24 protein-coding genes are annotated in these 19895 nt (G+C 64.6%); 16 read left to right on the forward strand and 8 right to left on the reverse strand.

What is annotated here, in order from left to right; translation table 11 throughout:
* Nucleotides 1–122 precede the first annotated feature (122 nt).
* Complete coding sequence (locus EOA19_RS19945; protein WP_128304581.1) at nt 123–1148, reverse strand: GlxA family transcriptional regulator; 1026 nt, start codon at nt 1146–1148, stop codon at nt 123–125.
* An 84-nt stretch (nt 1149–1232) separates the two neighbouring features.
* On the opposite strand from EOA19_RS19945, the gene EOA19_RS35285 reads away from it, so the two are divergent.
* Entirely contained in the window at nt 1233–1409 is a 177-nt protein-coding gene (locus tag EOA19_RS35285) for a hypothetical protein (protein ID WP_023813351.1), read from the forward strand.
* A 75-nt stretch (nt 1410–1484) separates the two neighbouring features.
* On the forward strand, nt 1485–2717 hold the full coding sequence (locus EOA19_RS19950) for a flavin-dependent oxidoreductase (protein WP_128304582.1): 1233 nt from the start codon (nt 1485–1487) through the stop codon (nt 2715–2717).
* Between the two features lie 23 nt (nt 2718–2740).
* On the opposite strand, the gene EOA19_RS19955 is transcribed toward EOA19_RS19950, so the two are convergent.
* Nucleotides 2741–3634, reverse strand: coding sequence for a LysR family transcriptional regulator (locus EOA19_RS19955; RefSeq protein ID WP_128304583.1), 894 nt, complete (start codon nt 3632–3634; stop codon nt 2741–2743).
* Between the two features lie 102 nt (nt 3635–3736).
* Here EOA19_RS19955 and EOA19_RS19960 point away from each other — a divergent pair, with 102 nt between their 5' ends.
* Nucleotides 3737–4495: an SDR family oxidoreductase gene (locus EOA19_RS19960; RefSeq protein ID WP_023813354.1), complete on the forward strand. Its 759-nt coding sequence runs from the start codon at nt 3737–3739 to the stop codon at nt 4493–4495.
* A 54-nt stretch (nt 4496–4549) separates the two neighbouring features.
* On the forward strand, nt 4550–4762 hold the full coding sequence (locus EOA19_RS19965) for a 4-oxalocrotonate tautomerase family protein (RefSeq protein ID WP_023813355.1): 213 nt from the start codon (nt 4550–4552) through the stop codon (nt 4760–4762).
* Between the two features lie 274 nt (nt 4763–5036).
* Here the strand turns inward: EOA19_RS19965 and EOA19_RS19970 are convergent, their stop codons facing one another.
* A complete protein-coding gene (locus EOA19_RS19970) occupies nt 5037–5948 on the reverse strand; it encodes a transcriptional regulator GcvA (RefSeq protein WP_128304584.1) in 912 nt (303 codons plus the stop codon).
* Between the two features lie 216 nt (nt 5949–6164).
* Here EOA19_RS19970 and EOA19_RS19975 point away from each other — a divergent pair, with 216 nt between their 5' ends.
* Together EOA19_RS19975 and EOA19_RS19980 are read left to right on the forward strand one after the other, a co-directional pair.
* A complete protein-coding gene (locus tag EOA19_RS19975) occupies nt 6165–6347 on the forward strand; it encodes a DUF1127 domain-containing protein (RefSeq protein WP_128304585.1) in 183 nt (60 codons plus the stop codon).
* Nucleotides 6344–7234, forward strand: a complete 891-nt coding sequence (locus EOA19_RS19980; RefSeq protein WP_128304586.1) for an NmrA family NAD(P)-binding protein — start codon at nt 6344–6346, stop codon at nt 7232–7234. Before EOA19_RS19975 ends, EOA19_RS19980 begins: the two co-directional genes overlap by 4 nt.
* 334 nt (nt 7235–7568) lie before the next feature.
* Here the strand turns inward: EOA19_RS19980 and EOA19_RS19985 are convergent, their stop codons facing one another.
* Nucleotides 7569–8564 (reverse strand): ornithine cyclodeaminase family protein, encoded by a 996-nt coding sequence (locus tag EOA19_RS19985; RefSeq protein ID WP_023813854.1) that lies wholly within the window; start codon nt 8562–8564, stop codon nt 7569–7571.
* A gap of 127 nt (nt 8565–8691) precedes the next feature.
* Between EOA19_RS19985 and EOA19_RS19990 the strand changes: the two genes are divergently transcribed.
* The gene (locus EOA19_RS19990; RefSeq protein WP_023813853.1) at nt 8692–9153 is read left to right on the forward strand and encodes an Lrp/AsnC ligand binding domain-containing protein; all 462 of its coding nucleotides are present in this window, start codon (nt 8692–8694) and stop codon (nt 9151–9153) included.
* On the opposite strand, the gene EOA19_RS19995 is transcribed toward EOA19_RS19990, so the two are convergent.
* The gene (locus EOA19_RS19995) at nt 9150–10049 is read right to left on the reverse strand and encodes a LysR substrate-binding domain-containing protein (RefSeq protein WP_128304587.1); all 900 of its coding nucleotides are present in this window, start codon (nt 10047–10049) and stop codon (nt 9150–9152) included. The two genes, EOA19_RS19990 and EOA19_RS19995, sit on opposite strands and share 4 nt — an antisense overlap.
* A 127-nt stretch (nt 10050–10176) precedes the next feature.
* On the opposite strand from EOA19_RS19995, the gene EOA19_RS20000 reads away from it, so the two are divergent.
* Both EOA19_RS20000 and EOA19_RS20005 read left to right on the forward strand, forming a co-directional pair.
* Nucleotides 10177–10881, forward strand: a complete 705-nt coding sequence (locus EOA19_RS20000) for an SDR family oxidoreductase (protein WP_023813851.1) — start codon at nt 10177–10179, stop codon at nt 10879–10881.
* 49 nt (nt 10882–10930) lie between these two features.
* A complete protein-coding gene (locus EOA19_RS20005; protein ID WP_128304588.1) occupies nt 10931–11989 on the forward strand; it encodes a Gfo/Idh/MocA family oxidoreductase in 1059 nt (352 codons plus the stop codon).
* A gap of 81 nt (nt 11990–12070) precedes the next feature.
* Here EOA19_RS20005 and EOA19_RS20010 read toward each other — a convergent pair whose 3' ends face one another.
* Nucleotides 12071–12670 carry a DUF922 domain-containing Zn-dependent protease gene (locus EOA19_RS20010; RefSeq protein ID WP_128304589.1) on the reverse strand — a complete coding sequence of 200 codons (600 nt, stop codon included), beginning with the start codon at nt 12668–12670 and terminating at the stop codon, nt 12071–12073.
* A gap of 117 nt (nt 12671–12787) precedes the next feature.
* Here EOA19_RS20010 and EOA19_RS20015 point away from each other — a divergent pair, with 117 nt between their 5' ends.
* Nucleotides 12788–13282, forward strand: coding sequence for a hypothetical protein (locus tag EOA19_RS20015; protein ID WP_245486222.1), 495 nt, complete (start codon nt 12788–12790; stop codon nt 13280–13282).
* A 50-nt stretch (nt 13283–13332) separates the two neighbouring features.
* On the opposite strand, the gene EOA19_RS20020 is transcribed toward EOA19_RS20015, so the two are convergent.
* A complete protein-coding gene (locus tag EOA19_RS20020) occupies nt 13333–14718 on the reverse strand; it encodes a PLP-dependent aminotransferase family protein (protein WP_128304590.1) in 1386 nt (461 codons plus the stop codon).
* A gap of 73 nt (nt 14719–14791) precedes the next feature.
* Here EOA19_RS20020 and EOA19_RS20025 point away from each other — a divergent pair, with 73 nt between their 5' ends.
* The 3 genes from EOA19_RS20025 to EOA19_RS20035 all read left to right on the forward strand — a co-directional run bounded on the left by EOA19_RS20025 (nt 14792) and on the right by EOA19_RS20035 (nt 17431).
* Nucleotides 14792–15544 (forward strand): pyridoxamine 5'-phosphate oxidase family protein, encoded by a 753-nt coding sequence (locus EOA19_RS20025; protein WP_164892969.1) that lies wholly within the window; start codon nt 14792–14794, stop codon nt 15542–15544.
* A gap of 64 nt (nt 15545–15608) precedes the next feature.
* Nucleotides 15609–16061, forward strand: a complete 453-nt coding sequence (locus EOA19_RS20030; RefSeq protein ID WP_128304592.1) for a GNAT family N-acetyltransferase — start codon at nt 15609–15611, stop codon at nt 16059–16061.
* Between the two features lie 170 nt (nt 16062–16231).
* A complete protein-coding gene (locus tag EOA19_RS20035) occupies nt 16232–17431 on the forward strand; it encodes a PLP-dependent aminotransferase family protein (protein WP_031213765.1) in 1200 nt (399 codons plus the stop codon).
* On the opposite strand, the gene EOA19_RS20040 is transcribed toward EOA19_RS20035, so the two are convergent.
* Nucleotides 17408–17710: a hypothetical protein gene (locus EOA19_RS20040; protein WP_245273301.1), complete on the reverse strand. Its 303-nt coding sequence runs from the start codon at nt 17708–17710 to the stop codon at nt 17408–17410. The genes EOA19_RS20035 and EOA19_RS20040 overlap by 24 nt on opposite strands.
* Nucleotides 17711–18039: 329 nt before the next feature.
* Between EOA19_RS20040 and EOA19_RS20045 the strand changes: the two genes are divergently transcribed.
* The 3 genes from EOA19_RS20045 to EOA19_RS20055 all read left to right on the forward strand — a co-directional run bounded on the left by EOA19_RS20045 (nt 18040) and on the right by EOA19_RS20055 (nt 19887).
* Complete coding sequence (locus EOA19_RS20045; RefSeq protein ID WP_128304593.1) at nt 18040–18468, forward strand: VOC family protein; 429 nt, start codon at nt 18040–18042, stop codon at nt 18466–18468.
* 190 nt (nt 18469–18658) lie between these two features.
* Nucleotides 18659–19174, forward strand: a complete 516-nt coding sequence (locus tag EOA19_RS20050) for a hypothetical protein (protein WP_128304594.1) — start codon at nt 18659–18661, stop codon at nt 19172–19174.
* 95 nt (nt 19175–19269) lie between these two features.
* Nucleotides 19270–19887 carry a C39 family peptidase gene (locus tag EOA19_RS20055; protein ID WP_128304595.1) on the forward strand — a complete coding sequence of 206 codons (618 nt, stop codon included), beginning with the start codon at nt 19270–19272 and terminating at the stop codon, nt 19885–19887.
* Nucleotides 19888–19895: the final 8 nt, after the last annotated feature.

Below are 19895 nucleotides of genomic sequence, written 5' to 3' on the forward strand. Positions count from 1 at the left end.
TCCGGTTCCTCATCTGCGGCGATTGGGCCAGGCGCCGCAATATCCAGTCCAACAGACCGAAAGTGGCGCACTGAATGCGGCAACCGGCTTTGAGACGAGTTTCGTGAAACTTCGGTTGTGGATCAAGTGCGCTCATTCGCTTTTGTCCGCCTTTGGACCGGAACGGCCTTTAGGCCGGGCAGAGCCGCTGCCTGGCCGCCCCGGCTGAAGCCCCTGTGTTCGGCAGCCGCCCGAAACGCCTGCGGCGGCTGGCCAAGGGTACGCAGGAAGGCGCGCCGCATGCGGCCGGGATCGCCAAAACCGGCGGTTTCGGCGATGCGCTCAAGCGGGAGATGGCTGGTCTCGATCGCCGTTCGGGCCGTCTCAAGGCGCATGCGCTCTACGGCTTTTGCCGGCGTGACGCCGGTCTCGGCGGTGAAGGCGCGGGCGAAGTTGCGGGGACTCATGGCCGCGTGATCGGCCAGGCATTCGACGGTCAGCGGTTCGGCCAGGTTTGCCCGCACCCATTCGATCAGCGCGGCAAAGCGCCCGGTTCGCCCGCCCAGCTCGACGAAGGCCGAGAATTGCGACTGGCCGCCCGGCCGGCGCTGGTGCACGACGATCTGCTGCGCGGTGCGGCGCGCCACCTCAGCGCCAAGGTCATCTTCGACGAGGGCGAGCGCCAGGTCTATTCCGGCCGAGATGCCGGCCGACGTCCAGATGTCGCCATCCCTGATGAAAATACGCTCGGCATCCAGCCTGACCTTCGGGTAGCGGCGGTGGAAGTCGTCGCTGCTGGCCCAGTGCGTGGTCGCGCGGCGGCCGTCGAGCAATCCCGCCTTTGCCAGCAGGTATGCGCCCGTGCAGACGCTGCCGATGCGCCGCGCCGAGGCGCGCCTCAACCAGGCGACGATCTCGTCCATCGCCTCCATGGAGCGGATGATTTCGCCGCCCGATACGATAACGGTGTCGAAAGGGCCGTCGCGCAGAGGCCTGGTGAGGAGCTTCAGACCCGAAGAGCTTTCAACGTCGCCGCCGCCGGGCGCCAGCAAAACCAGCTCATAGTTGTCCGGGCGGCAGCGCTCCGCAATCTCGAAGACTGTAGTCGGCCCGGCCGCATCCAGAAGCTGGAAACCGGGGTGAACGACGACGGCAACTTGCCTGCGCATGGCAGTATTCGCCCGATTTATGTCATTTCGGACGAAACGTAACGCCGATACCCTCGTCGTCAAGCCATCTGGAGATCGGACCCCATGAGTTGGCGACTTGCGTTGTGGAGCAGTGCCGGTGCCGCCGGCCTTGTCGTGGCGGAGCACGGATTGCTACGCCAACTGGCCCACAGGGCGCTTGCTAGCGCCAGCCACGGTGCCCGCACGGCCGACTTCGTCGCCATGCAACTCGAATATCCCGGGTCGGGCGCATCGCGGTGACGATGCCGTGCTGAAGCGACGGCGGGTGTGTGGCCGTCTTCCGAGCACCGATTTTTCACAGCAAGGGAGTGACTGATGAAAGCATTGATCGCCGGGGCCGGCATCGGCGGCCTCACCACTGCTCTGTTCCTGCATGAGGCAGGCATCGAGGTCGAACTGTTCGAGCGGGCCGACGACATCCGCGAACTTGGCGTCGGCATCAACATGCTCCCGCACGCTGTCAAGGAGTTGGCCGGGCTTGGGCTGATGCCGGCGCTCGACGCGGAGGGGGTGAGGACACGCGAGCTTGTCTACACCAACCGCTTCGGCCAGATCGTATGGCAGGAATTGCGCGGCATCGATGCCGGCTATGAGGTTCCGCAAATCAGCATTCATCGCGGCAGACTGCTGGGGCTGATCCACAGGGCCGTGGTGAACAGGCTTGGCGGCGACATCATCAATACGGCAAGCCTTGTCGATGCCTTCGAGCAGAGCGAAGGCGGGGTCGTGGCGCATTTCCGCCGGCATGACGGCTCGCGAGGCGAGGCGCATGGCGACCTGCTCATAGGCGCTGACGGGATCCATTCCGCCGTCCGGGCCGTGCTCTATCCCGAAGAAGGGCCGCCGATCTGGAACGGCACGATGCTGTGGCGCGGCGCCACGCCATGGCCGGTCTGGCGCGACGGGCGCACCATGGCGGTTGCCGGCGGCAATTTCGCCAAGTTCGTGTATTATCCGATCGAACCGGATCGCGAAGAGCCGGAGACCAGGCTGACAAACTGGGCGGTGATGGCCAATACCGGTGATAGCGGCACATCACCGCTGCGTCCCGGCGACTGGAGCCGCCCGGGCGTGATCGACGATGTGCTGCCCTTCGTGCGCGACCGGTTTCAGCTTGATTTTGTCGACCCTGCCTCGATCATCCAGGCAACGGATGGCTTCTACGAATATCCGAACTGCGACCGCGACCCGCTGCCGCGATGGTCGTTCGGGCGGGTGACGCTGCTCGGCGATGCGGCGCATCCCATGTATCCGGTCGGGTCGAACGGAGCCAGCCAGGCAATACTCGACGCCGGTTGCCTCGCGATGCATCTGGCCGCGGGACCAACCGTCGAAGCCGCGCTCGCGCGATATGATGGGGAGCGGCGGCCGGCCACATCGGCCATCGTGCTGGCCAATCGGCAAGGCGGGCCGGAAGCGGTCATAGACTTGGTCGAGGCCCGGGCGCCGCATGGCTTTGATGACATCGACGCCGTCGCTTCGCGCGAAGAACGCAAGAGCGTGGTACGCGGCTATGCGTCCCTGGCCGGGTTTGCAAAACCGAATTGACCGGGAGCGGGCGTTTTTGCGCCCTAGAGATCGGCCTCGGCGAAGATGCGCGAGGCCCAGTCGAGGAAGACGCGCAGGCGTGGCGAGAGCTGACGGTTCTGCGGGTAGAGCGCCGACAGCGGCGTTGGCGATGGCGGATAGTCGACCAGCACCTCGACGAGCGTCCCATCCGCCAGATCCTTTTCGAAGCGATAGCGCGGCGCCTGGATGAGGCCGAGGCCAAGCCGCGCCAGATCGGCGGCGGTGTCGGAATTGTTGGCGGCGACGCGGCCTGGCAGCCGCACCTCACGGATATTGCCGGCGACGGTGAATTCGAACGGAAGGGTCTCGCCAGTGCGCGACGAAACAAAGCCCACCGCCTGGTGACCGTCGAGCGCATCGGGGGAGGCGGGCGTGCCGTGGCGTTCGAGATAGCCAGGGCTGGCGCAGGTGATCTCGCGGATGACAGCCAGCCGCCGCATGATCATGCCGCTGTCGGGTAGCTCGCCGACGCGGATGACACAGTCGACGCCTTCACGCTCGAGATCGACCAGCCGGTCGCTTTGGCCGATCTGCAGGTCGATTCTGGCATAGCGGTCGAGGAACTCCGGCAGGCGCGGCAACAGGAATGTGCGGGTGAGCAGCGTGCTGGCGTCGATGCGCAGCAGCCCGAAGGGCTCCGCATTGCGGAAGGCGGCTTCGGCATCCTCGATTTCGGCCAGGATCGACAGGCAGCGCCGATAGTAGGCTTCGCCGTCCTGGGTGGCGTTCACCTGCCGCGTCGTTCGTTCCAGAAGCCGCGCGCCGAGATGCTCTTCCAGTCGCCGGATGGCTTCCGTCGCCGTTGAACGCGGCAGGCCGAGATCGGCTGCGGCAGCGGTGAAGCTGCGCCGCTCCAGAACGCGAACGAAGAGCCGCATCGTGTCCAGTCGATCCATGGCCTTTGTTCGCAGTTTCCGAATAGTGATGTCAATAGGTGGCTGATTATCCGGAAAGCCGCCCGACCTATATCCGTGTCACCAACACACGGAGAGACTTCCATGACATCCAATCAAACAGATACGGGTGGCCAAACCAGAACCGCGATCGTGACCGGCGCCTCCAAAGGCATCGGCGCCGCCATCGCACAGCGGCTCGCCCGCGACGGCGTCGCCGTCGTCGTCAACTATGCACGGGGCCGCGCCGAGGCCGAAGAGCTTGTGCGCAGCATCGAAGCCGGCGGCGGCAAGGCGATCGCCGTTCAGGCCGATATCGCCGATCCGAATGGGATCGCAGCGCTGTTCGACGCCGGCGAGAAGGCGTTCGGCGGCATCGACATCCTCGTCAACAATGCCGGCGTCATGAAGATGTCGCCGATGGCGCAGACCGACGATGCTTCGTTCGACACGCAGATCGCGATCAATCTCGGCGGCGTGTTCCGCGGCATGCGGGAAGGCGCGCGCCGGCTTCGCGACGGCGGCCGCATCGTCAACTTCTCCAGCAGCGTCGTTGGCCTCTACCAGCCGGGCTATGGCGTCTATGCCGCCACCAAGGCCGGCGTCGAGGCGATGACCCACATCCTGGCCAAGGAGCTTGGCGCGCGCCGTGTCACCGTCAACGCGGTGGCGCCCGGGCCGATCGAGACCGCCCTGTTCACGGACGGCAAGAGCGAGGCGCAGATCGAGGCCATCGGCAAGATGATCCCGCTCGGCCGGCTTGGCCAGCCCGACGACATTGCCGGGCTGGTCTCGTTCCTCGCCGGACCGGACAGCTTCTGGGTCAACGGACAAATCATCCGCGCCAATGGCGGCGTCGTCTGAGGCGTCGCCGACCGCTCCACCCCGAACCTGAAACTCCACAGAAAGGAAAAGATCATGCCATTCGCCAACATCAAGTTACCGCAAGCAGCGCTCTCCAGGGCGCAGAAGGAAGACCTCATCCATCGAACGACAGCCATGTTCGTCGACTTTTTCGGCGAGGGTGCGCGCCCCTTCACGATGGTGCTGGTGGAGGAGGTCGCCGACGGCGGCTATGGCCGGGCCGACGAAGTGTTCGTCGTGCCGGAAGTTTTTCGCGCAAAGGAGTAGTGCCGGGCCGACCTCCTCTCCCGACTTCGTGAGGCGAGGAACTCCAGTCTAGTAAAGTTTGCGCCAGAACCCCCACCCGGACCTCCGGTCCGACCTCCCCACAAGGGGGAGGTAGGGAGCCCAGCTTTTCCGCATTTCCAAAAAAGGCGCTGTTCGGCAGGCGGGCAGGGCGCCTTCCTCACCCTCCCCCTTGTGGGGAGGGTCGATGCGAAGCAGCGGGGTGGGGGTCTGCGCGGCGCTGCAGCGCTTGGGTTTGCAAGCGTAGACCTCCGCTTCAATCGCCCTTCGTCGCGCCAATCCAGTCGGCCGCCACTTCGGCAAACAGCCAGTCGCGGAACGCCCTGATCTTTTTCTGGCGCAGCGCGCCGTCGCGGTAGACGACATAGTAGCGCGAGGCGGATTTCAACGCGAGATCGAAGGGACGAACCAGCCGCCCCGCCGCAAGGTCGGCCGAGACCAGCGCGCTTCGGCCGAGCAGCACGCCTTCGCCATGCACCGCGGCCTCGACGGCGAAGGTGGCGGAATCGAAGCGCACGCCGCGCTTCGGATCGACATCTGCCACGCCGGCATGTTGCAGCCATGTCGCCCAATCGATGCGAAAGGCATCATGGATCAATTTGTGATGCCTGAGATCCGCCGGCAAGCGCAGCGGATGTTCGCCTTGCAGCAGTTCCGGGCTGCAAACGGGGAAGACCTCTTCATCGGCGAGAAATTCCGCTGTCACTCCGGCATAGCCGCCCTTGCCGTAGCGGATGGCGATGTCGATGCCGTCGCTGACGAAATCGGAAAGCACGCCGGAGGTCGACAGCCGCACGTCGATATCGGCGTTGGCGCGGTGGAAACGATGCAGCCTCGGCACCAGCCAGCGGCCGGCAAAACCGTCCGAAGTGCTGACATTCAGGATGCCTGTCGTGCGGTCGGGCGTGGCGGCGATGGTGGCGGCGGCGATCTGGTCCAGCGCCGTCCTGACTTCCGATGCATAGGCGGCGCCCACCGGCGTCAGGCGAACGGACCGCGTTCCCCGATCGAAAAGCTGGATGCCCAGCCTGTCCTCGATGTTGCGGATTGCGCGGCTGACCGCGCCATGGGTGACGTTGAGTTCAGCCGCCGCCTTGGAGAAACTCAGATGCCTGGCGGCGGCCTCGAAGGCGGGCAGGGCAGTGAGGGGCGGTAGTTTGCGCGGCATGATCCACCTGTGAGCGTTGCTCACAAATCCTGCACAAAGAGTCGTTTGTCGTCCAGCCCAGAAATGTTCAATCTGTTGGTGTAGCAGCGCATGCAGATCGGATTCTCCATCTCACCGTTGCGCTGAACGACCAGAAACAGTGTGAGCAATCGTCATGCTCGTCCTCCGCGGACGGCGTCGGCACGCTTGCGCCTAGGCAAATACAGGAGACGGACAATGAACCCGACCTTCGAATCCATCGGCGCCGCGATGAGCGGTCTTGCACTCAGAACCGCTGCAGTCGTCGAGCGCCGCCGGGTGCTTCGCCGAGTTTCACGCTTCTCGAATCCTCGCTTGCACGACATCGGCTTCGAGCGCGACTGGGACGGTTCCATCCTGCGCAATGGGAGGGCGATATGACCAGCACCCTGATCATCGGCGCGACGGGGCTGCTGGGTGGCGAGATGGCGAAGGCCAGCGCAGGCAATGGCGATCGCCTGCACGTTCTGGTTCGTCCGGCAACAGCCGGTAATGAAGAACGGCTGCGTTCGCTGAAGGAGCTCGGCGCCAAAATCCATGTCGGCGATCTCGACGACTATGACAGCCTTGTCCGCGCCGCCGGTGCGGTGGATCGCGTCATCAGCTCGGTGCATGTGGATTCGGCCAGCGAGATGACGCTGGTGCGCGCGCTCAGAGATGCCGGCGTCTCCCGCTATGTACCTTCCGCCGGCTTCGGCCTCGACTTTGCCGCCGCTGCACCGGGCTCGGTTCCGCCGCTCGACCTCAAGCGAGCCGTGTTCGACGCGATCAGGCAAGCGGATCTGCCCTATACGGTGATCTACACCAACGGCTTCTTCTCGACCTGGGTGACGACGCTGGGCGACCTGATGCGCTTCGGCTCGTCGCCCTTGCCGTCCGAAGAGGTGACGCTTTATGGCGACGGCAATGTGCCGGCGACGTTTGTCAGCGAGAAGGACATCGCCGCCGTCACCTTGCGCGCGTTGAACGACCCCAGTGCCATCCGCAGCGAGATCCGCATCGCCCAGAACGAGATCACCCAGAACGAAATGATCGATCTGTGGCGCCGGGTGAGCGGCCGCTCGCCGCGCATCGTGCCCCAGAGTGCGGCGGAGCTTGAGGCGATGATCGCATCAGCCCCCTGGCTCGGACTGCTGCGGGCGTTTTGGATACGCGGTGAGACGGCGCTCGAAACGGCCACGCCGGAAGCCGGCGCGCTCTATCCGGAGCTGACGTTCGAGACCATCGAGAGCGCCTTTGTGGCGATGGCGGGCACCGCTGGGCGGTAGGAGCAGAAGCGCGGCGGCGCAACTGCCGATCTCCCCCACTTGTGGCAGGGCTATCGCATATGGAATTCCTGAGATGTCTGCCCGGCACGGACCCCCACCCCTAACCCCTCCCCACAAGGGGGAGGGAGACTTCCGTTGGCGCTGACCCAGGAGAATCGCCTGTCTTTCGGCGCCAAGAAGAATGGAAGGCACGCGGCAGCGTTCCCTCCCCGTTGTGGGAGGGTTAGGGTGGGGGTTCTTCCTCGCAAGAATCCATATGCGATAGCCCTGCTGTAAACGGGGAGAAGGACGATCCTATTGACGGGCGGCGCTGGCTTCGACAATTGAGCCCCCACTACATCGCAACCACGCGCCCCATTCCCCGCCGAACCGCCTCGCGATAGGCGAGATCGGCCGCCACCATGTCCTCCATAGCAACGCCCATGGCCTTGTAGACGGTGACCTGATCGGCGCTAACCCGTCCCGGCCGCCGCCCGAGCAGCATGTCGCCGAGCTCGGTTCCGGTTTGCGGATCGAGGTCAGCGAGTTCGCAGGAGCCGACCGGCGTCGGGGCAAAGGCCTCCCTGGTCTCGACGAACAGGCTGGCCCTGCCGATAAGCTCGACCGGCAGTTCGCCGCCGGGCGGGGCGACGCCGACCGATGAGATGTGAGTGCCGGGCCGCACCCAGTCGGCCGAGATCACCGGCGCATAGGAATGCGTTGCCAGGCAGACGACGTCGGACGAACGCACCGCGGCCTCGATATCGGCGACGGCGACGACGCCGGGATGCTGCGCGGCAAGCGCCTGCGCATCGGCGAATTCCTTCGAGACGACGCGGATCTCGGTGAAGTCGCGCACCAGCGGCAGAAGATTGAGATGCTGGCCGGCCTGCACACCGGCGCCGACCACCGTCGCGACCTTGGCGTCGCGGCGGGCGAGTTCACGCACCGAGAGCACGGCGGAGCCGGAGGTGCGCACGGCGGTGATGTAGGTGCCGTCCATGACGCAGACCGGCATGCCGGTCTGCGGATCGAACAGATGGATGGTGGCGAGGTGGCTGGGGATGCCTCTGGCGACGTTGCCCTCGAAGACGTTGACGATCTTCACCGTCAGATGCATGCCTGCCATCCATGCCGACATCGCCAGCGAATAGCCGACCTGCGGAATGTCGAGCTGCGGCCGTGCCGGATTGACCACCTTGCCGCCGGACAAGGCCTTGAAGCCGCCGGCGAGCACGTCGAGAAGCTGGCGCAGGTCGATGCAGGTTTTCACCTCGGCCTCGCTCAGGATGAGTACGGGCGTGTCACCCTTGGCCTGGGCGCTGCGGGAGGTCGATATCGCTGATGTCATGGAATCCGCTTTCGTTATGGGTTGCACGACAACGGTATTGCGATCTATCAGCGTGATGAAATATGCTGTTTTCGTTATTTTGGCGTGACTATCACGCGTGCCCGGCTCACAAAGCGTGAATCCTGAAATGGACGATCTCGACCGTATCGACCGCTCGCTGCTGCGTTTGTTGCAGGAGGACGGCCGCCGCACGACGCTCGATCTGGCGCGGCGGGTCGGCCTGTCGCCGACCGGGGCGACGCAGCGCGTCAAGCGGCTGTTCGCCGAAGGCTTCATCCGCGCCGTGCGCGCGGTGCTCGATCCTGCTCGGATCGGGCAGGCGCAGCTCGTCTTCATCGAGGTGCGGCTCGACCACACGGCGCCGCATGTCTTCGACCGCTTCGCCGAGGCGGTTCTGCGGGCGCCCGAGATCATCGAATGCCACATGGTGGTCGGCGGCTTCGACTATCTGGTCAAGGCGCGCATCGCCGACATGGCGATGTTCCAGGATTTTTTGCAGCGGGTCATCCTGCCGCTGCCCGGGGTGCGGGAAACGCACACCTACGCCTCGATCGCCAATGTGAAGCCCGACGCCCTGCTGCCGATCTAGACCGACGGCCTTTCTCCGGCATCCAGCAACCATTGCCGCACGGCCTGCGTCGGCTCGGGGTGGCGCTGTTTTCTCGGCATCACGACATAAAAATCCTGCGTGCCGCGCATTTCGCCGCTGACGGGCTGAACCAGGCGGCCCGTGGCGAGATCAGCGGCGACGAGGAAGCGGCTGGCCAGCGCAATGCCCTGGCCGGCGACGGCCGCGTCGATGGCGAGGCCCGTCTGGTTGAAGCGCATCCGTTTCAATTCGGTCGTCATCTTCAGGCCGACCGCTTTCTCCATGAATTCCGGCCACAGATTGTGGGCATCGTGCAGCAGCACATGGTGCTGGATTTCGGAGGCTGCGATTTCAGCAACACCTTCCAGCAGCAAGGCCGGGCTGCAGACGGCGACGATCTGCTGGGGAAACAGCAGGTCGACGATCAGCCCAGCGCCGAAGGGCGGGCGGCCTTGCCTGACCGCGATGTCGACGCCATCGGCCTGAAAGCTCGACAGGCTCTCGCTGGCCAGCACGCGCAGATCGACCAGCGGATTGTGCACGACGAAGTCGTGCAGCCTCGGGATCAGCCATTTGGTGGCGAAGCTCGGCGTCACGCTGATCGTCAGCCGTGCCGGTTCGGGGCGCAACAGCAGCGTCGCCTCCGAGATCAGGTCGAAGGCGCGGCGGATGTTGGGCACATAGGCGCGGCCCTCATCGGTCAGCGCCAGGCCGCGCGGCAGCCGCTCGAACAGCTTTGTGCCGAGATCGGCTTCCAACCCGCGAATGTGCTGGGCGACCGCCCCTTGGGTGACGTTCAGCTCTTCGGCGGCGATGCGGAAGTTGAGATGACGCGCCGAGGCTTCGAAGGCGCGCAGTGCATTCAATGGCGGCAGGCTGAGGAAGGCTTCAGGCATGCAGGAGTTTTTCTACAGGTTGATTTCAAGCATTCTGGTTCGAACCGGTGTGGAAAACCAGCTATATCGACGTTCAACTCCCGAAAACACCGTTTGCGGTGCCCGCCAACCCTGAGAGGAAAATCCGATGAGTGTAGAAAAAGTAGCTGTGGTGGTGGCCGGCGGCAGCGGCATGGGTGCGGCGGCGGCCAAGCGGCTGGCGGCGGACGGCTTCAAGGTCGCCATCCTTTCGTCTTCCGGAAAGGGCGAGGCGCTGGCTGGGGAATTGGGCGGGCTCGGCGTCACCGGCTCCAACCAATCCAATGAAGATTTACAGCGCCTCGTCGATCTGACGCTGGAGCGCTTTGGCCGCATCGACGTGCTGGTCAACAGCGGCGGCCACGGGCCGCGCGCGCCGATCCTCGAAATCACCGACGAGCAATGGCACACCGGCATGGATGTCTATCTGCTGAACGTCATCCGTCCGGTGCGCATCGTGGCGCCGCAGATGGTCAAGCAGAAGGGCGGCGCCATCATCAACATCTCGACCGCCTGGGTGGTCGAGCCGAGCCCGATGTTCCCGACGTCCGCCGTGTTCCGCGCCGGGCTTGCCGCCTACACCAAGATCTTCGCCAACACCTATGCCGCTGACAATGTACGCATGAACAATGTGCTGCCCGGCTGGATCGACAGCCTGCCGGCCACCGAGGAGCGCCGCGACAGCGTGCCGATGCAGCGCTACGGCACCTCGGAAGAGATCGCCGCGACCATCGCCTTCCTGGCTTCGGAAGGCGCCGGCTATATCACCGGCCAGAACATCCGGGTCGACGGCGGCATTATCCGCGCTATTTGAGGGCGTCGATCGGAGGGGGACTCCGGCATCTCACCCCAAGGAGCAAAGAATGCGGCTTTTGATACTCGGCACCGGCTGGATGGCGCAGGAACATGCGCGGCGCTTCATCGCCATCGAGGGCGTCGACATTGTCGGCGCGGTCGATGTCGATCTGGCGCGGGTCGGCGAGTTCGCCGACAGCTTTGACATTCCCAACCGCTTCACCGCGCTGGAGGAGGCGCTGGCATGGGGTGAGTTCGACGCGGTGGCCAATGTCACGCCCGACCGCATCCATCACCCGACCACCATGGCGCTGATCGCCGCCGGCAAGCCGGTGCTGTGCGAGAAGCCGCTGGCCGAAGACTTCGCCAAGGCGACCGAGATGGCCGATGCCGCCGAGGCTGCCGGCATCGTCAACATGGTGAACCTGACCTATCGCAATGTCGCCGCGCTGCAGAAGGCTCGCCAGATGGTGCTGGCGGGCGAAATCGGCATGGTCAGGCATGTCGAGGCGTCCTATCTGCAAAGTTGGCTGGTGTCGAAATTCTGGGGCGACTGGCGCACCGATCCGAAATGGCTGTGGCGCCTGTCGCGCGGCCACGGCTCGAATGGCGTGCTTGGCGATGTCGGCATCCACATCCTCGATTTCGCCAGCTATGGCGCCGCGGTCGACATCGACCATGTCTTCTGCCGGCTGCGCGCCTTCGACAAGGCGCCCGGCAACCGCATCGGCGACTACGGGCTCGACGCCAATGACAGCTTCGCCATGACGCTGGACTTTTCCAACGGCGCCTTCGGCGTGGTGCATGCCAGCCGCTGGGCAACAGGCCATCTCAACGAGCTGCGTCTGCGCATCTATGGCGAGAAGGGGGGCATCGAAGTGGTGCACAATCTCGATGGTTCGACGCTCAAGGCCTGCATCGGCGAAAACGTCGAGAACGCTATATGGGAAGAGCTCGACGCCGGCACGGTGCCGACCAACTACCAGCGTTTCACTGACGCAGTGCGATCCGGCGTGCAAGCCGAACCGTCCTTCCGCCATGCCGCCGAATTGCAGCAGGTGCTGGATCTGGCAGTGGTATCGGACGAGAAGCGCGCGGAGCTGCGGGCGAGTGCGGAAACGCGGTGAGCTGGGGCGAAGCGGCGGAGAGCGCGGGCGCCAGCGGTCGAGATAGCACTGCCGCCAACTTCGGATTGGAGGCTGCGCCAGTCAGGGGCCGGTCACGAGCGAAAAAACCAGTTTCTGCAAATTGCCGCCATCGCCGAATTCGACGCGGTCGAAATCTCGGCTTGCCTGCACACGCGCCTTCGAAATCGCGTCGAGCCGCTTGACCACCTCGGCCCTTGTCTTGCTGCATTTGGGATCGTCGGCGACGGTCAGGCCGTCCGTAGCGGCTTGGATATCGTGGACCATCTGGACCATGCTGGCGCCATGCACCTTCTCATGGGCGGCGACGCCGGCGATGAAGGTTTCCCAGTTCTTCTGGACGGCGGGCGGCAGGGAGCCGGAGGGTTTTGGCAAGGTGTAGGTGACGATCAGCTTCGGCCGCCCGGCCGTCAGCACGCAGTCCTTGCCCCTGGGCCGGTAGTCCCTTAACCCCCAGGTCAGCTTGAAATTGGTGTAGGCGATGGCACGGGCAATGCCGAGCTTTGGCCCTTTCTCGCCGATCGAGCGGTAGAGTTCGGCGCCGGACCGGCCCGAGATCGCGTAGGGCTCGATCTTCTCGACCGGCTTCCACTCGGCATGAGCGATGAGCGGCAAGGCCAGCAGGGCAACAAAGGACAGACACAGGCGAACGCAGGCTTTCAATCCAACTCTCCGCGAAACAGGACTGGTTGCCGCAACGGGCATGCCATCGGATCGCTTTTCCTATATGCTGCCGACGGGCGCTGCAAATGCCCTGGAGGCAGTCAATTGGGGGGAGTCATGAGAGCTGGACATCTCGTCGTCGTCGGTGCGGTTGCGGTCCTGCAGGCCGCGCAGCCGGCGTTTGCCGCGTCGTGCAACGGCTGGAGTGCGAAGATGGAGGAAGACGAGGGCGGCAGCGTGCTGACGTCTTCGGTCTGCGGCGGGCCGAAAGGCGATGCGCATCTGATGCTCACCTGTTTCGACACGCCGGTGCTGAGCTACGATCTCGGTGCCACCGGCCAGCAGCTGGAACCTGGCATCAGCGGTTCGTTCGCGTTCAAGGCCGACGGCAAGACGGTGACCAGGACGCTGCAGCTCGAGGCCATGTACAATTACTTCGTGGTCAACCTGGCGAAAGCCGATCCATTGCTCGACCTGTTGCGCGGGAAGGGCGATGTCAGCGTCAGTGCGGCCAAATATGGCGAGATCAGCTTTCCACTGAAGGGGTCGAGCGCGGCCATCGGCAAGGTGCTGGCGCAGTGCGGCAAGGCCGGGCCAGCGGATGGGGATTGAGGGGTTCTACAGTTCGATGCCGGCGCAGGAATGAGGCGGTTCTCGTTGGCTCACCGGGCTTGCTGCCGAACCACCCCACCCAGTCGCGCCGTCGCGGCCCTCAATTCCTCATCCGAAAACCCCGAAAAACCCAGCACCAGACCTTGCCGGGGCGCCCCGCCGATGAACATCGAGGACAAGGCCCTGGCGCCGACACCCGCCGCCTTCGCCGCCTCGACGATCGCGGTGTCAGGCCCGGCGCGCTTCAGCGTCGCCATCAAATGCAACCCCTGTTCGGGCACGGTTACTTCGAGGGCATCGCCGCAATGCGCCTCGAGGCCGGCGACCAGCACGTCGCGCGCGGCCTGGACGCGGCGGCGCACGCGCCTGAGATGGGCGGCGAAATGGCCTTCGTTCAACAGGTCGGTCAGCGCGCCTTCGGCCAGCGTCGAGGGGAAGCGGTCGGAGCGCGCCCTGACCGCCATCACGGCATCGAGCAGCGCTTCGGGCACCACGACATAGCCGATGCGCAGGCCGGGGAAGAGGATTTTCGAGAAGGTGCCGAGATAGGCGACACGGCCTGAACCGTCCATGCCCTGCAGCGAGGTCAGCGGTGGGCCGGCATAGCGGAACTCGCTGTCGTAGTCGTCCTCGATGATCCAGGCATCGTTGCGCCGCGCCCAGTCGAGCAAAGCGAGACGGCGGCGCATCGTCATCGTCACGCCGAGCGGATATTGATGCGAGGGCGTGACATAGGCCGCGCGCGCCTTGGAGCACAGGCTTTCGCCGATCTCGGGATCGAGCCCTTCCGCGTCGACCGGTACCCCAAAAACCCTGGCGCCGCTGCCGGCCAGCACGGCCTGCGCCATCGGGTAACAGGGGTTTTCGATCCAGACGGCATCGCCGGGGCTGAGCGCGGCACGCACCAGAAGATCCAGCCCCTGCTGCGTGCCCGAAGTCAGCACGATCTGGCCGGCGTCGCAGCGCACGCCGCGTGCGGTCCTGAGATAAGTTGCAATTGCCGTGCGCAGCGGCAGGCCGCCGCGCGGGTCGCCATAGCGGAAATGCTCCGGCCCGGGGCGGGCGAGGTGGCGCGACAACAGGATGCGAAACATATCGAGCGTGCGCGGATCCGACACCGCCACGCCAAGGCCGCAAGGCAGCGAGGTCGCCGCGTCGATCTCCGGCGGACGCGGCTTGACCAGTGCTGTCGGCAGATGCGGCACGTCAGGCGCGACGAAGGTGCCGGCGCCGACCTTGGCAACCGCAAACCCCTCCGAGATCAGGATTTCGAAACAGGCAACCGCCGCCGAACGCGACAGGCCGAAGCGCTGTGCGAGATCCCGGGTGGTCGGCAGTTTGGCCCCGGCGGCCAGCGCGCCGGTCTCGATCAGCCGCCGCAGCGCCGCATATAGTTCGCGGCTGCGCGGGCCGTCGCCCGGCAGGACCGGGATCAGCGCCGACCAATCCGGAAAATTGGTCTGGTTTTCTTCATCAGATTGGTTCTTTTATCAACCAATGTCATGGCGCATGGTTGGCAGACAACAACCAAGGATGCAAGCCGTGAACGACACGCCAGCCAGCTTTCCGACCACCAGCCGCAACCGTGTCAAGCGCCTGCACGAGCGCGGCAGCTACGACCATGCGGCAGTCTTCGCGGTGCTGGATGCCGGGCTGCTGTGCCATGTCGCCTATACGTTCGACGGCCAGCCCTATTGCACGCCGACCATCCACTGGCGCGAGGACGACATGCTCTACTGGCACGGCTCGTCGGCCAGCCGCATGCTGCGCAATCTGCGCGGCGGCACGCTGGCCTGTCTCACGGTGTCGCATCTCGACGGGCTGGTGCTGGCGCGCTCGGGCTTCAACCATTCCGCCAATTACCGCTCGGCGATGTGTTTCGGCACGGCGCGGATCATCGATGAGCCTGATGAGAAACTGAAGGCGCTGGCCGGCGTCGTCGACCGCTTCTACCCCGGCCGGAGCGAGACCCTGCGGCCGATCTCGGTGCAGGAGGCCAAGGCGACGACGGTGATCGGCATGCGCATCGAAGAGGCATCGGCCAAGGTGCGCGCTAAGGGCGTCGCCGACGACGAGGAGGATTACGGGCATCCGGTGTGGGCCGGCGTCATCCCGGTGCGGATGGTGGTCGGCGCCGCCGAGCCGTGTCCGAGGCTGCTGCCTGGGACGGTGCGGCCGCAAAACCTGGCTAGATATGCCGAGGGTGCGAGGCTCGATGAGGCGCTGACGCGGGCGCAGCGAGCGTATGAGGGCAAAGTTTAGCCAGCGCCTAGTGGGAGCGTATTCAAATCTTGCCGCTGCCGCCGCCTCGCGATATCTCGACACCATGATCACCTTCCGCCGTGCGCAGGCCTCCGACCTGCCTGATATCGTCGCGATGCTGGCCGACGATCCGCTTGGCGCCGGCCGCGAGGACGCCTCCTTGCCGCTGGCACAAGGCTATATCGACGCTTTCAACGCCATCGACGCCGATCCCAATCAGTTGCTGGTGGTGGCCGTGGATGGCGGCGAGGTGATCGGCACCTTGCAGATATCTTTCCTTGCGGGCCTGTCGCGCAAGGGCGCGTGGCGCGGGCAGATCGAGGCGGTTCGGGTTGCCGGCCACCGTCGCTCGGGGGGCGTCGGCAGGCTGATGACCGAATGGGCGATCGACGCGTGCCGGGCGCGGGGCTGCAGCCTCGTCCAGTTAACCACCGACAAGGGGCGGGCGGACGCGCACCGCTTTTACGAAAGCCTCGGCTTTACCGGTAGCCATCTCGGCTACAAGAAGAGCCTATAGGCGGGCGGCTGCACACTTTTTGTGGAACGGCTCGCGGCGTTCGAGCATCGCGCCACCGCTGGCGCATTCGGGAAATCGTTCAGGCATACTTCAACTCGCGACCAAGAGGGGATATAGGTCAGTCAAGTTGACCTATATTGCAGCGTCTGGGGAGGCGTGTCGTGACCCTTATGAATCTGTTGGCCTCGCGCTCATCGCGCATGAAAGCGTCCGAAATCCGCGAGCTCCTGAAGCTGCTCGACCAGCCAGACATAATCTCGTTCGCCGGCGGTATTCCCGATCCCGCGCTGTTCCCGGCCGAGGCGATCCGCGACGCCTATGCTTCGGTGCTCGGCGGCGCCGAGGCGGGTGCGGCGCTGCAGTACCAGGTCTCGGAAGGCTATCTGCCGTTGCGGCGCTGGCTCGCCGGGCAGATGGGCAAGCTCGGCGTCGCCTGTGACGAGGCCAACATCTTCATAACCTCCGGCTCGCAGCAGGCGCTGGATTATCTCGGCAAACTGTTCCTGTCGCCGGGCGATACCGCGCTGGTGACGTGGCCGACCTATCTGGGCGCGCTGCAGGCTTTCAACGCCTATGAGCCTCGCTACGATCGGCTGACCCCGGCCGGCGGCAACATGACGCCCGATGCCTATCGCGCGGCGGCGGCTGCAAATGGCGGCAAGGCCAAGTTCGCCTATCTGGTGCCGGATTTCGCCAACCCGACCGGCAACACGCTGAACCGTGAGCAGCGCGAGGCGGTGCTCGACCTTGCCGGCGAACTCGACATCGCCGTCATCGAGGATGCCGCCTATCGCGCGCTGCGCTATGACGGCGAAGGCGAGCCGCCGATCCTGGCGCTCGACTGCATCAGGTCCGGCGGTATCGACAAGGCGCGCACGCTCTATTGCGGCTCGTTCTCGAAGATCCTGTCGCCGGGCATGCGGGTCGGTTGGGTGTGCGCGCCGCGCCAAATCGTCGAGAAGCTGGTGCTGATGAAGCAGGCCTCCGACCTGCACAGCCCGTCGATCAACCAGGTGGTGATGCATCGCGTCGCCGAAGCCGTGTTCGACGGCCAGGTAGAAAAACTCATCGGCGCCTATCGCGAGCGCCGCGACGGGCTGCTCTCTGCACTGGAAGCCCACATGCCGGAAGGCGTGACCTGGAGCCATCCGGAAGGCGGCATGTTCGTCTGGGTGACGCTGCCGGAAGGGGCCGACGCCACCGAGCTTCTGGCGCGGGCGGTCAAGGAGGCGCGGGTGGCCTTCGTGCCGGGCAGCGCGTTTTATGCCGACGGCACCGGGCGCAACACGCTGCGGCTGTCCTTCACGCTCGCCGACCGGCGCGCGGTGAGCGAAGGCATTCCCAGGCTAGCCGCCATCCTGAAGGGATAGGCCGGCGCCGGAAGCCGGCTTTGCCTCCGCCATTACAGTCACCAGCCGCTCAAGCTTTGAAAGCCTGGTGCGAGCGAGCTTGCGGACCGGCTTTTCGAAACCTTCTTCGCCGTTTTCGACGACGAAGACCAACGTCATGAAATCGAGCATGAACTCATCTATGGCTGCCGCGACCTCGCGCGACCTGCCCTTGAACCGGCGCAGCAGAGCGGTTGCTTCCTCGATATCGTCGACACCGGCGCTGTCGACAAGCGCTTCGAGCCTCTGAAAACAATCCAATCGCAATTCCTCCCACCGCGCCACCAAACCCGGTTGCGAGCGGAAAGTTCCAAACTGAGAGTGGTCTCGCGAAAGAAATCGCCTCCACCGCTCGAATTCCGCGGTTTCGACCGGCCATCGGCAATTTTTTTGTTCGGGTGGAACCTCCGCGGCCAACAAAGGTTCTTACCAGGTCTGATCCCCCCTCAGACCTCTGAAGGCTAGACATGCTTTCCAAAGGCCCGCTGGATCCCCTCCCAGCGGGCCTTTGTTTGCTGGACGGAAGGAGTATCCGCATTGACGACGCCCTGTCCGAACCTAAATTCGAACCCACACGAGGAGGCGTTTTCATGGAAACCCAGGAATTGCATCGCGGCCGGCTCATCGACCACATCCAACTGGTGGTCGGGGACCTTGCGGCCAGCCGGCGTTTCTACGAGGCGGTCCTGCAGGCGCTCGATGTCCCGATTGGCGGCAGCGGCGCCGACTTTTTCTGGGCCGACGAGCTGTTTGTCTCCACTGCCGACAGCCGGGCCGCACAGGGAAAACTCACCGGCCGCCATCACCTGGCTTTCCAGGCAAGGGATCACGCCATGGTCGATGTCTTCTACAAGGCCGGGCTTGCGGCTGGCGGCACGGACAATGGCGCACCGGGCGAACGGCCCTATCACCCCGGCTATTACGCCGCCTTCCTGCTCGATCCCGATGGCAACAACATCGAGGCCGTCCATCACGGCCCCCATAGTCGCAGCGCCGCTTCGGTGAAGATCACCTTCTAAGCTGCCGATATTCAGCCGGCCGGGATCGCGGGCGCATGGGGCGATGCTGGAGAGAGAGGCTGCTTTGCGTTGCCAGATTGGTGGCCACGATGCTAACCGTGCAAATGGCGAGCGGGAATCGGTATCGAAGCAACGCGCGCTGCAAAATCCTCAATAAAACTCCCCTTACCCCCGTGGAGATATATTTTTTATGCAAAACCCAACAAGGGCGATCTGTGCCGCCACGCTTTTATTTGCGATCGGGGCCGGTGGCCTCACAAGTATATCACCTTTTGCTTATGTTTCATCGGCGCAGGCGCAGGAGGAATATCTTCCGACCCAGAAGGATTTTGTCGGTAAATGGAAACTGAACGGTGGGGCCATCCGGCCGCCGCGCGATATGAAGGATGCGCCGACACCGGAACAGGAAGCGGCCGCCAATGAATTCCAGCAGACGGTGACCGCGTTTTACGGGGCGTTCGACTATCTGGAGATCACGGCGGACGGCCGCTACAATTTTCATCAGCCGGGTGATCCGACGTCGGGGCCTTGCGTCTGGTGCGGAACCTGGTCCTTCAGCAAGAGTTCGGCGTGGCTCAAGCTGGAGACGGCGCCCAGGCTGGATATCTACGCCAAGGACGGCGACATGCAGATGACCTACACTGTCGAACCCGACGAAAAAACGAAATATGCATGGCTGGTATTCGGTTGGGCGAAGGCCGAGTAGGCGGCGGCGCACGGCTCGCCAAACGGGCCTAAGCGGCTTTTCATCTATCTCGTATCCTCGTATACAAGAGGGAGCCAGCCGCCCGAGGAGACCGCATGAACCCGCTGCCTGAAACCGTGCCGTTTTTCAGCCAGTGGGAGACGCCCGACCTGACGCTGGACGTCCTCGCCGACGGCGCGGATGTTGCGCTCAGGCGCGATCCGCTGTGGCGGAGGTCGGGCGCGGAAACTCTCGATGAGTATGCGGTCTGGGCCGCCAACATCTGCGGCATGGCGTGCCTGAAGATGATCCTGGCCAGCCGCGGCGAGATCGTGCCGACGATCGAGCTTGCCAGGCGCTGCACCTTATATGGCGGCTATGTCGTCAACGGGGGATCGATCAAGGGGCTGATCTACGCGCCCTTCGTCAGCTTCGTGAAAGAGGTTTTTGGACTCCGGGCCGAGGTGGTGACCAATGTCGCGACGGCGGAGATTCCGGCGATCATGCAGCGGACGCGCTTCTTCATCGCGTCGGTCAGCAGTTCGATCCGCTGGCCCGAGCGCGAGCCGCCCTCGAAGGGCGGTCATCTGGTGCTGGTCACGGCGGCGTCCGACGAGGGTTTCCGCTTTCACAACCCGTCCGGCCACGACCCCGCCACACAGGCAGACGCAGTGTTGGCGCCGGCCGATTTCGATCGCTTCTTCGCCAATCGCGGCATTGCCGTCGCCATTTGATTTTTTGA

The organism is Mesorhizobium sp. M7A.F.Ca.US.010.02.1.1, from assembly GCF_004023085.1.
In the GTDB taxonomy this organism is placed as follows: domain Bacteria; phylum Pseudomonadota; class Alphaproteobacteria; order Rhizobiales; family Rhizobiaceae; genus Mesorhizobium.

Excerpts from the sequence above, each read along its gene's own strand:
- EOA19_RS19945 (WP_128304581.1), bottom strand. The coding sequence starts at position 1,148 with ATGCGCAGGCAAGTTGCCGTCGTCGTTCACCCCGGTTTCCAGCTTCTG.
- EOA19_RS35285 (WP_023813351.1), top strand. The coding sequence starts at position 1,233 with ATGAGTTGGCGACTTGCGTTGTGGAGCAGTGCCGGTGCCGCCGGCCTT.
- EOA19_RS19950 (WP_128304582.1), top strand. The coding sequence starts at position 1,485 with ATGAAAGCATTGATCGCCGGGGCCGGCATCGGCGGCCTCACCACTGCT.
- EOA19_RS19955 (WP_128304583.1), bottom strand. The coding sequence starts at position 3,634 with ATGGATCGACTGGACACGATGCGGCTCTTCGTTCGCGTTCTGGAGCGG.
- EOA19_RS19960 (WP_023813354.1), top strand. The coding sequence starts at position 3,737 with ATGACATCCAATCAAACAGATACGGGTGGCCAAACCAGAACCGCGATC.
- EOA19_RS19965 (WP_023813355.1), top strand. The coding sequence starts at position 4,550 with ATGCCATTCGCCAACATCAAGTTACCGCAAGCAGCGCTCTCCAGGGCG.
- EOA19_RS19970 (WP_128304584.1), bottom strand. The coding sequence starts at position 5,948 with ATGCCGCGCAAACTACCGCCCCTCACTGCCCTGCCCGCCTTCGAGGCC.
- EOA19_RS19975 (WP_128304585.1), top strand. The coding sequence starts at position 6,165 with ATGAACCCGACCTTCGAATCCATCGGCGCCGCGATGAGCGGTCTTGCA.
- EOA19_RS19980 (WP_128304586.1), top strand. The coding sequence starts at position 6,344 with ATGACCAGCACCCTGATCATCGGCGCGACGGGGCTGCTGGGTGGCGAG.
- EOA19_RS19985 (WP_023813854.1), bottom strand. The coding sequence starts at position 8,564 with ATGACATCAGCGATATCGACCTCCCGCAGCGCCCAGGCCAAGGGTGAC.
- EOA19_RS19990 (WP_023813853.1), top strand. The coding sequence starts at position 8,692 with ATGGACGATCTCGACCGTATCGACCGCTCGCTGCTGCGTTTGTTGCAG.
- EOA19_RS19995 (WP_128304587.1), bottom strand. The coding sequence starts at position 10,049 with ATGCCTGAAGCCTTCCTCAGCCTGCCGCCATTGAATGCACTGCGCGCC.
- EOA19_RS20000 (WP_023813851.1), top strand. The coding sequence starts at position 10,177 with ATGAGTGTAGAAAAAGTAGCTGTGGTGGTGGCCGGCGGCAGCGGCATG.
- EOA19_RS20005 (WP_128304588.1), top strand. The coding sequence starts at position 10,931 with ATGCGGCTTTTGATACTCGGCACCGGCTGGATGGCGCAGGAACATGCG.
- EOA19_RS20015 (WP_245486222.1), top strand. The coding sequence starts at position 12,788 with ATGAGAGCTGGACATCTCGTCGTCGTCGGTGCGGTTGCGGTCCTGCAG.
- EOA19_RS20025 (WP_164892969.1), top strand. The coding sequence starts at position 14,792 with ATGGTTGGCAGACAACAACCAAGGATGCAAGCCGTGAACGACACGCCA.
- EOA19_RS20030 (WP_128304592.1), top strand. The coding sequence starts at position 15,609 with ATGATCACCTTCCGCCGTGCGCAGGCCTCCGACCTGCCTGATATCGTC.
- EOA19_RS20035 (WP_031213765.1), top strand. The coding sequence starts at position 16,232 with ATGAATCTGTTGGCCTCGCGCTCATCGCGCATGAAAGCGTCCGAAATC.
- EOA19_RS20045 (WP_128304593.1), top strand. The coding sequence starts at position 18,040 with ATGGAAACCCAGGAATTGCATCGCGGCCGGCTCATCGACCACATCCAA.
- EOA19_RS20050 (WP_128304594.1), top strand. The coding sequence starts at position 18,659 with ATGCAAAACCCAACAAGGGCGATCTGTGCCGCCACGCTTTTATTTGCG.
- EOA19_RS20055 (WP_128304595.1), top strand. The coding sequence starts at position 19,270 with ATGAACCCGCTGCCTGAAACCGTGCCGTTTTTCAGCCAGTGGGAGACG.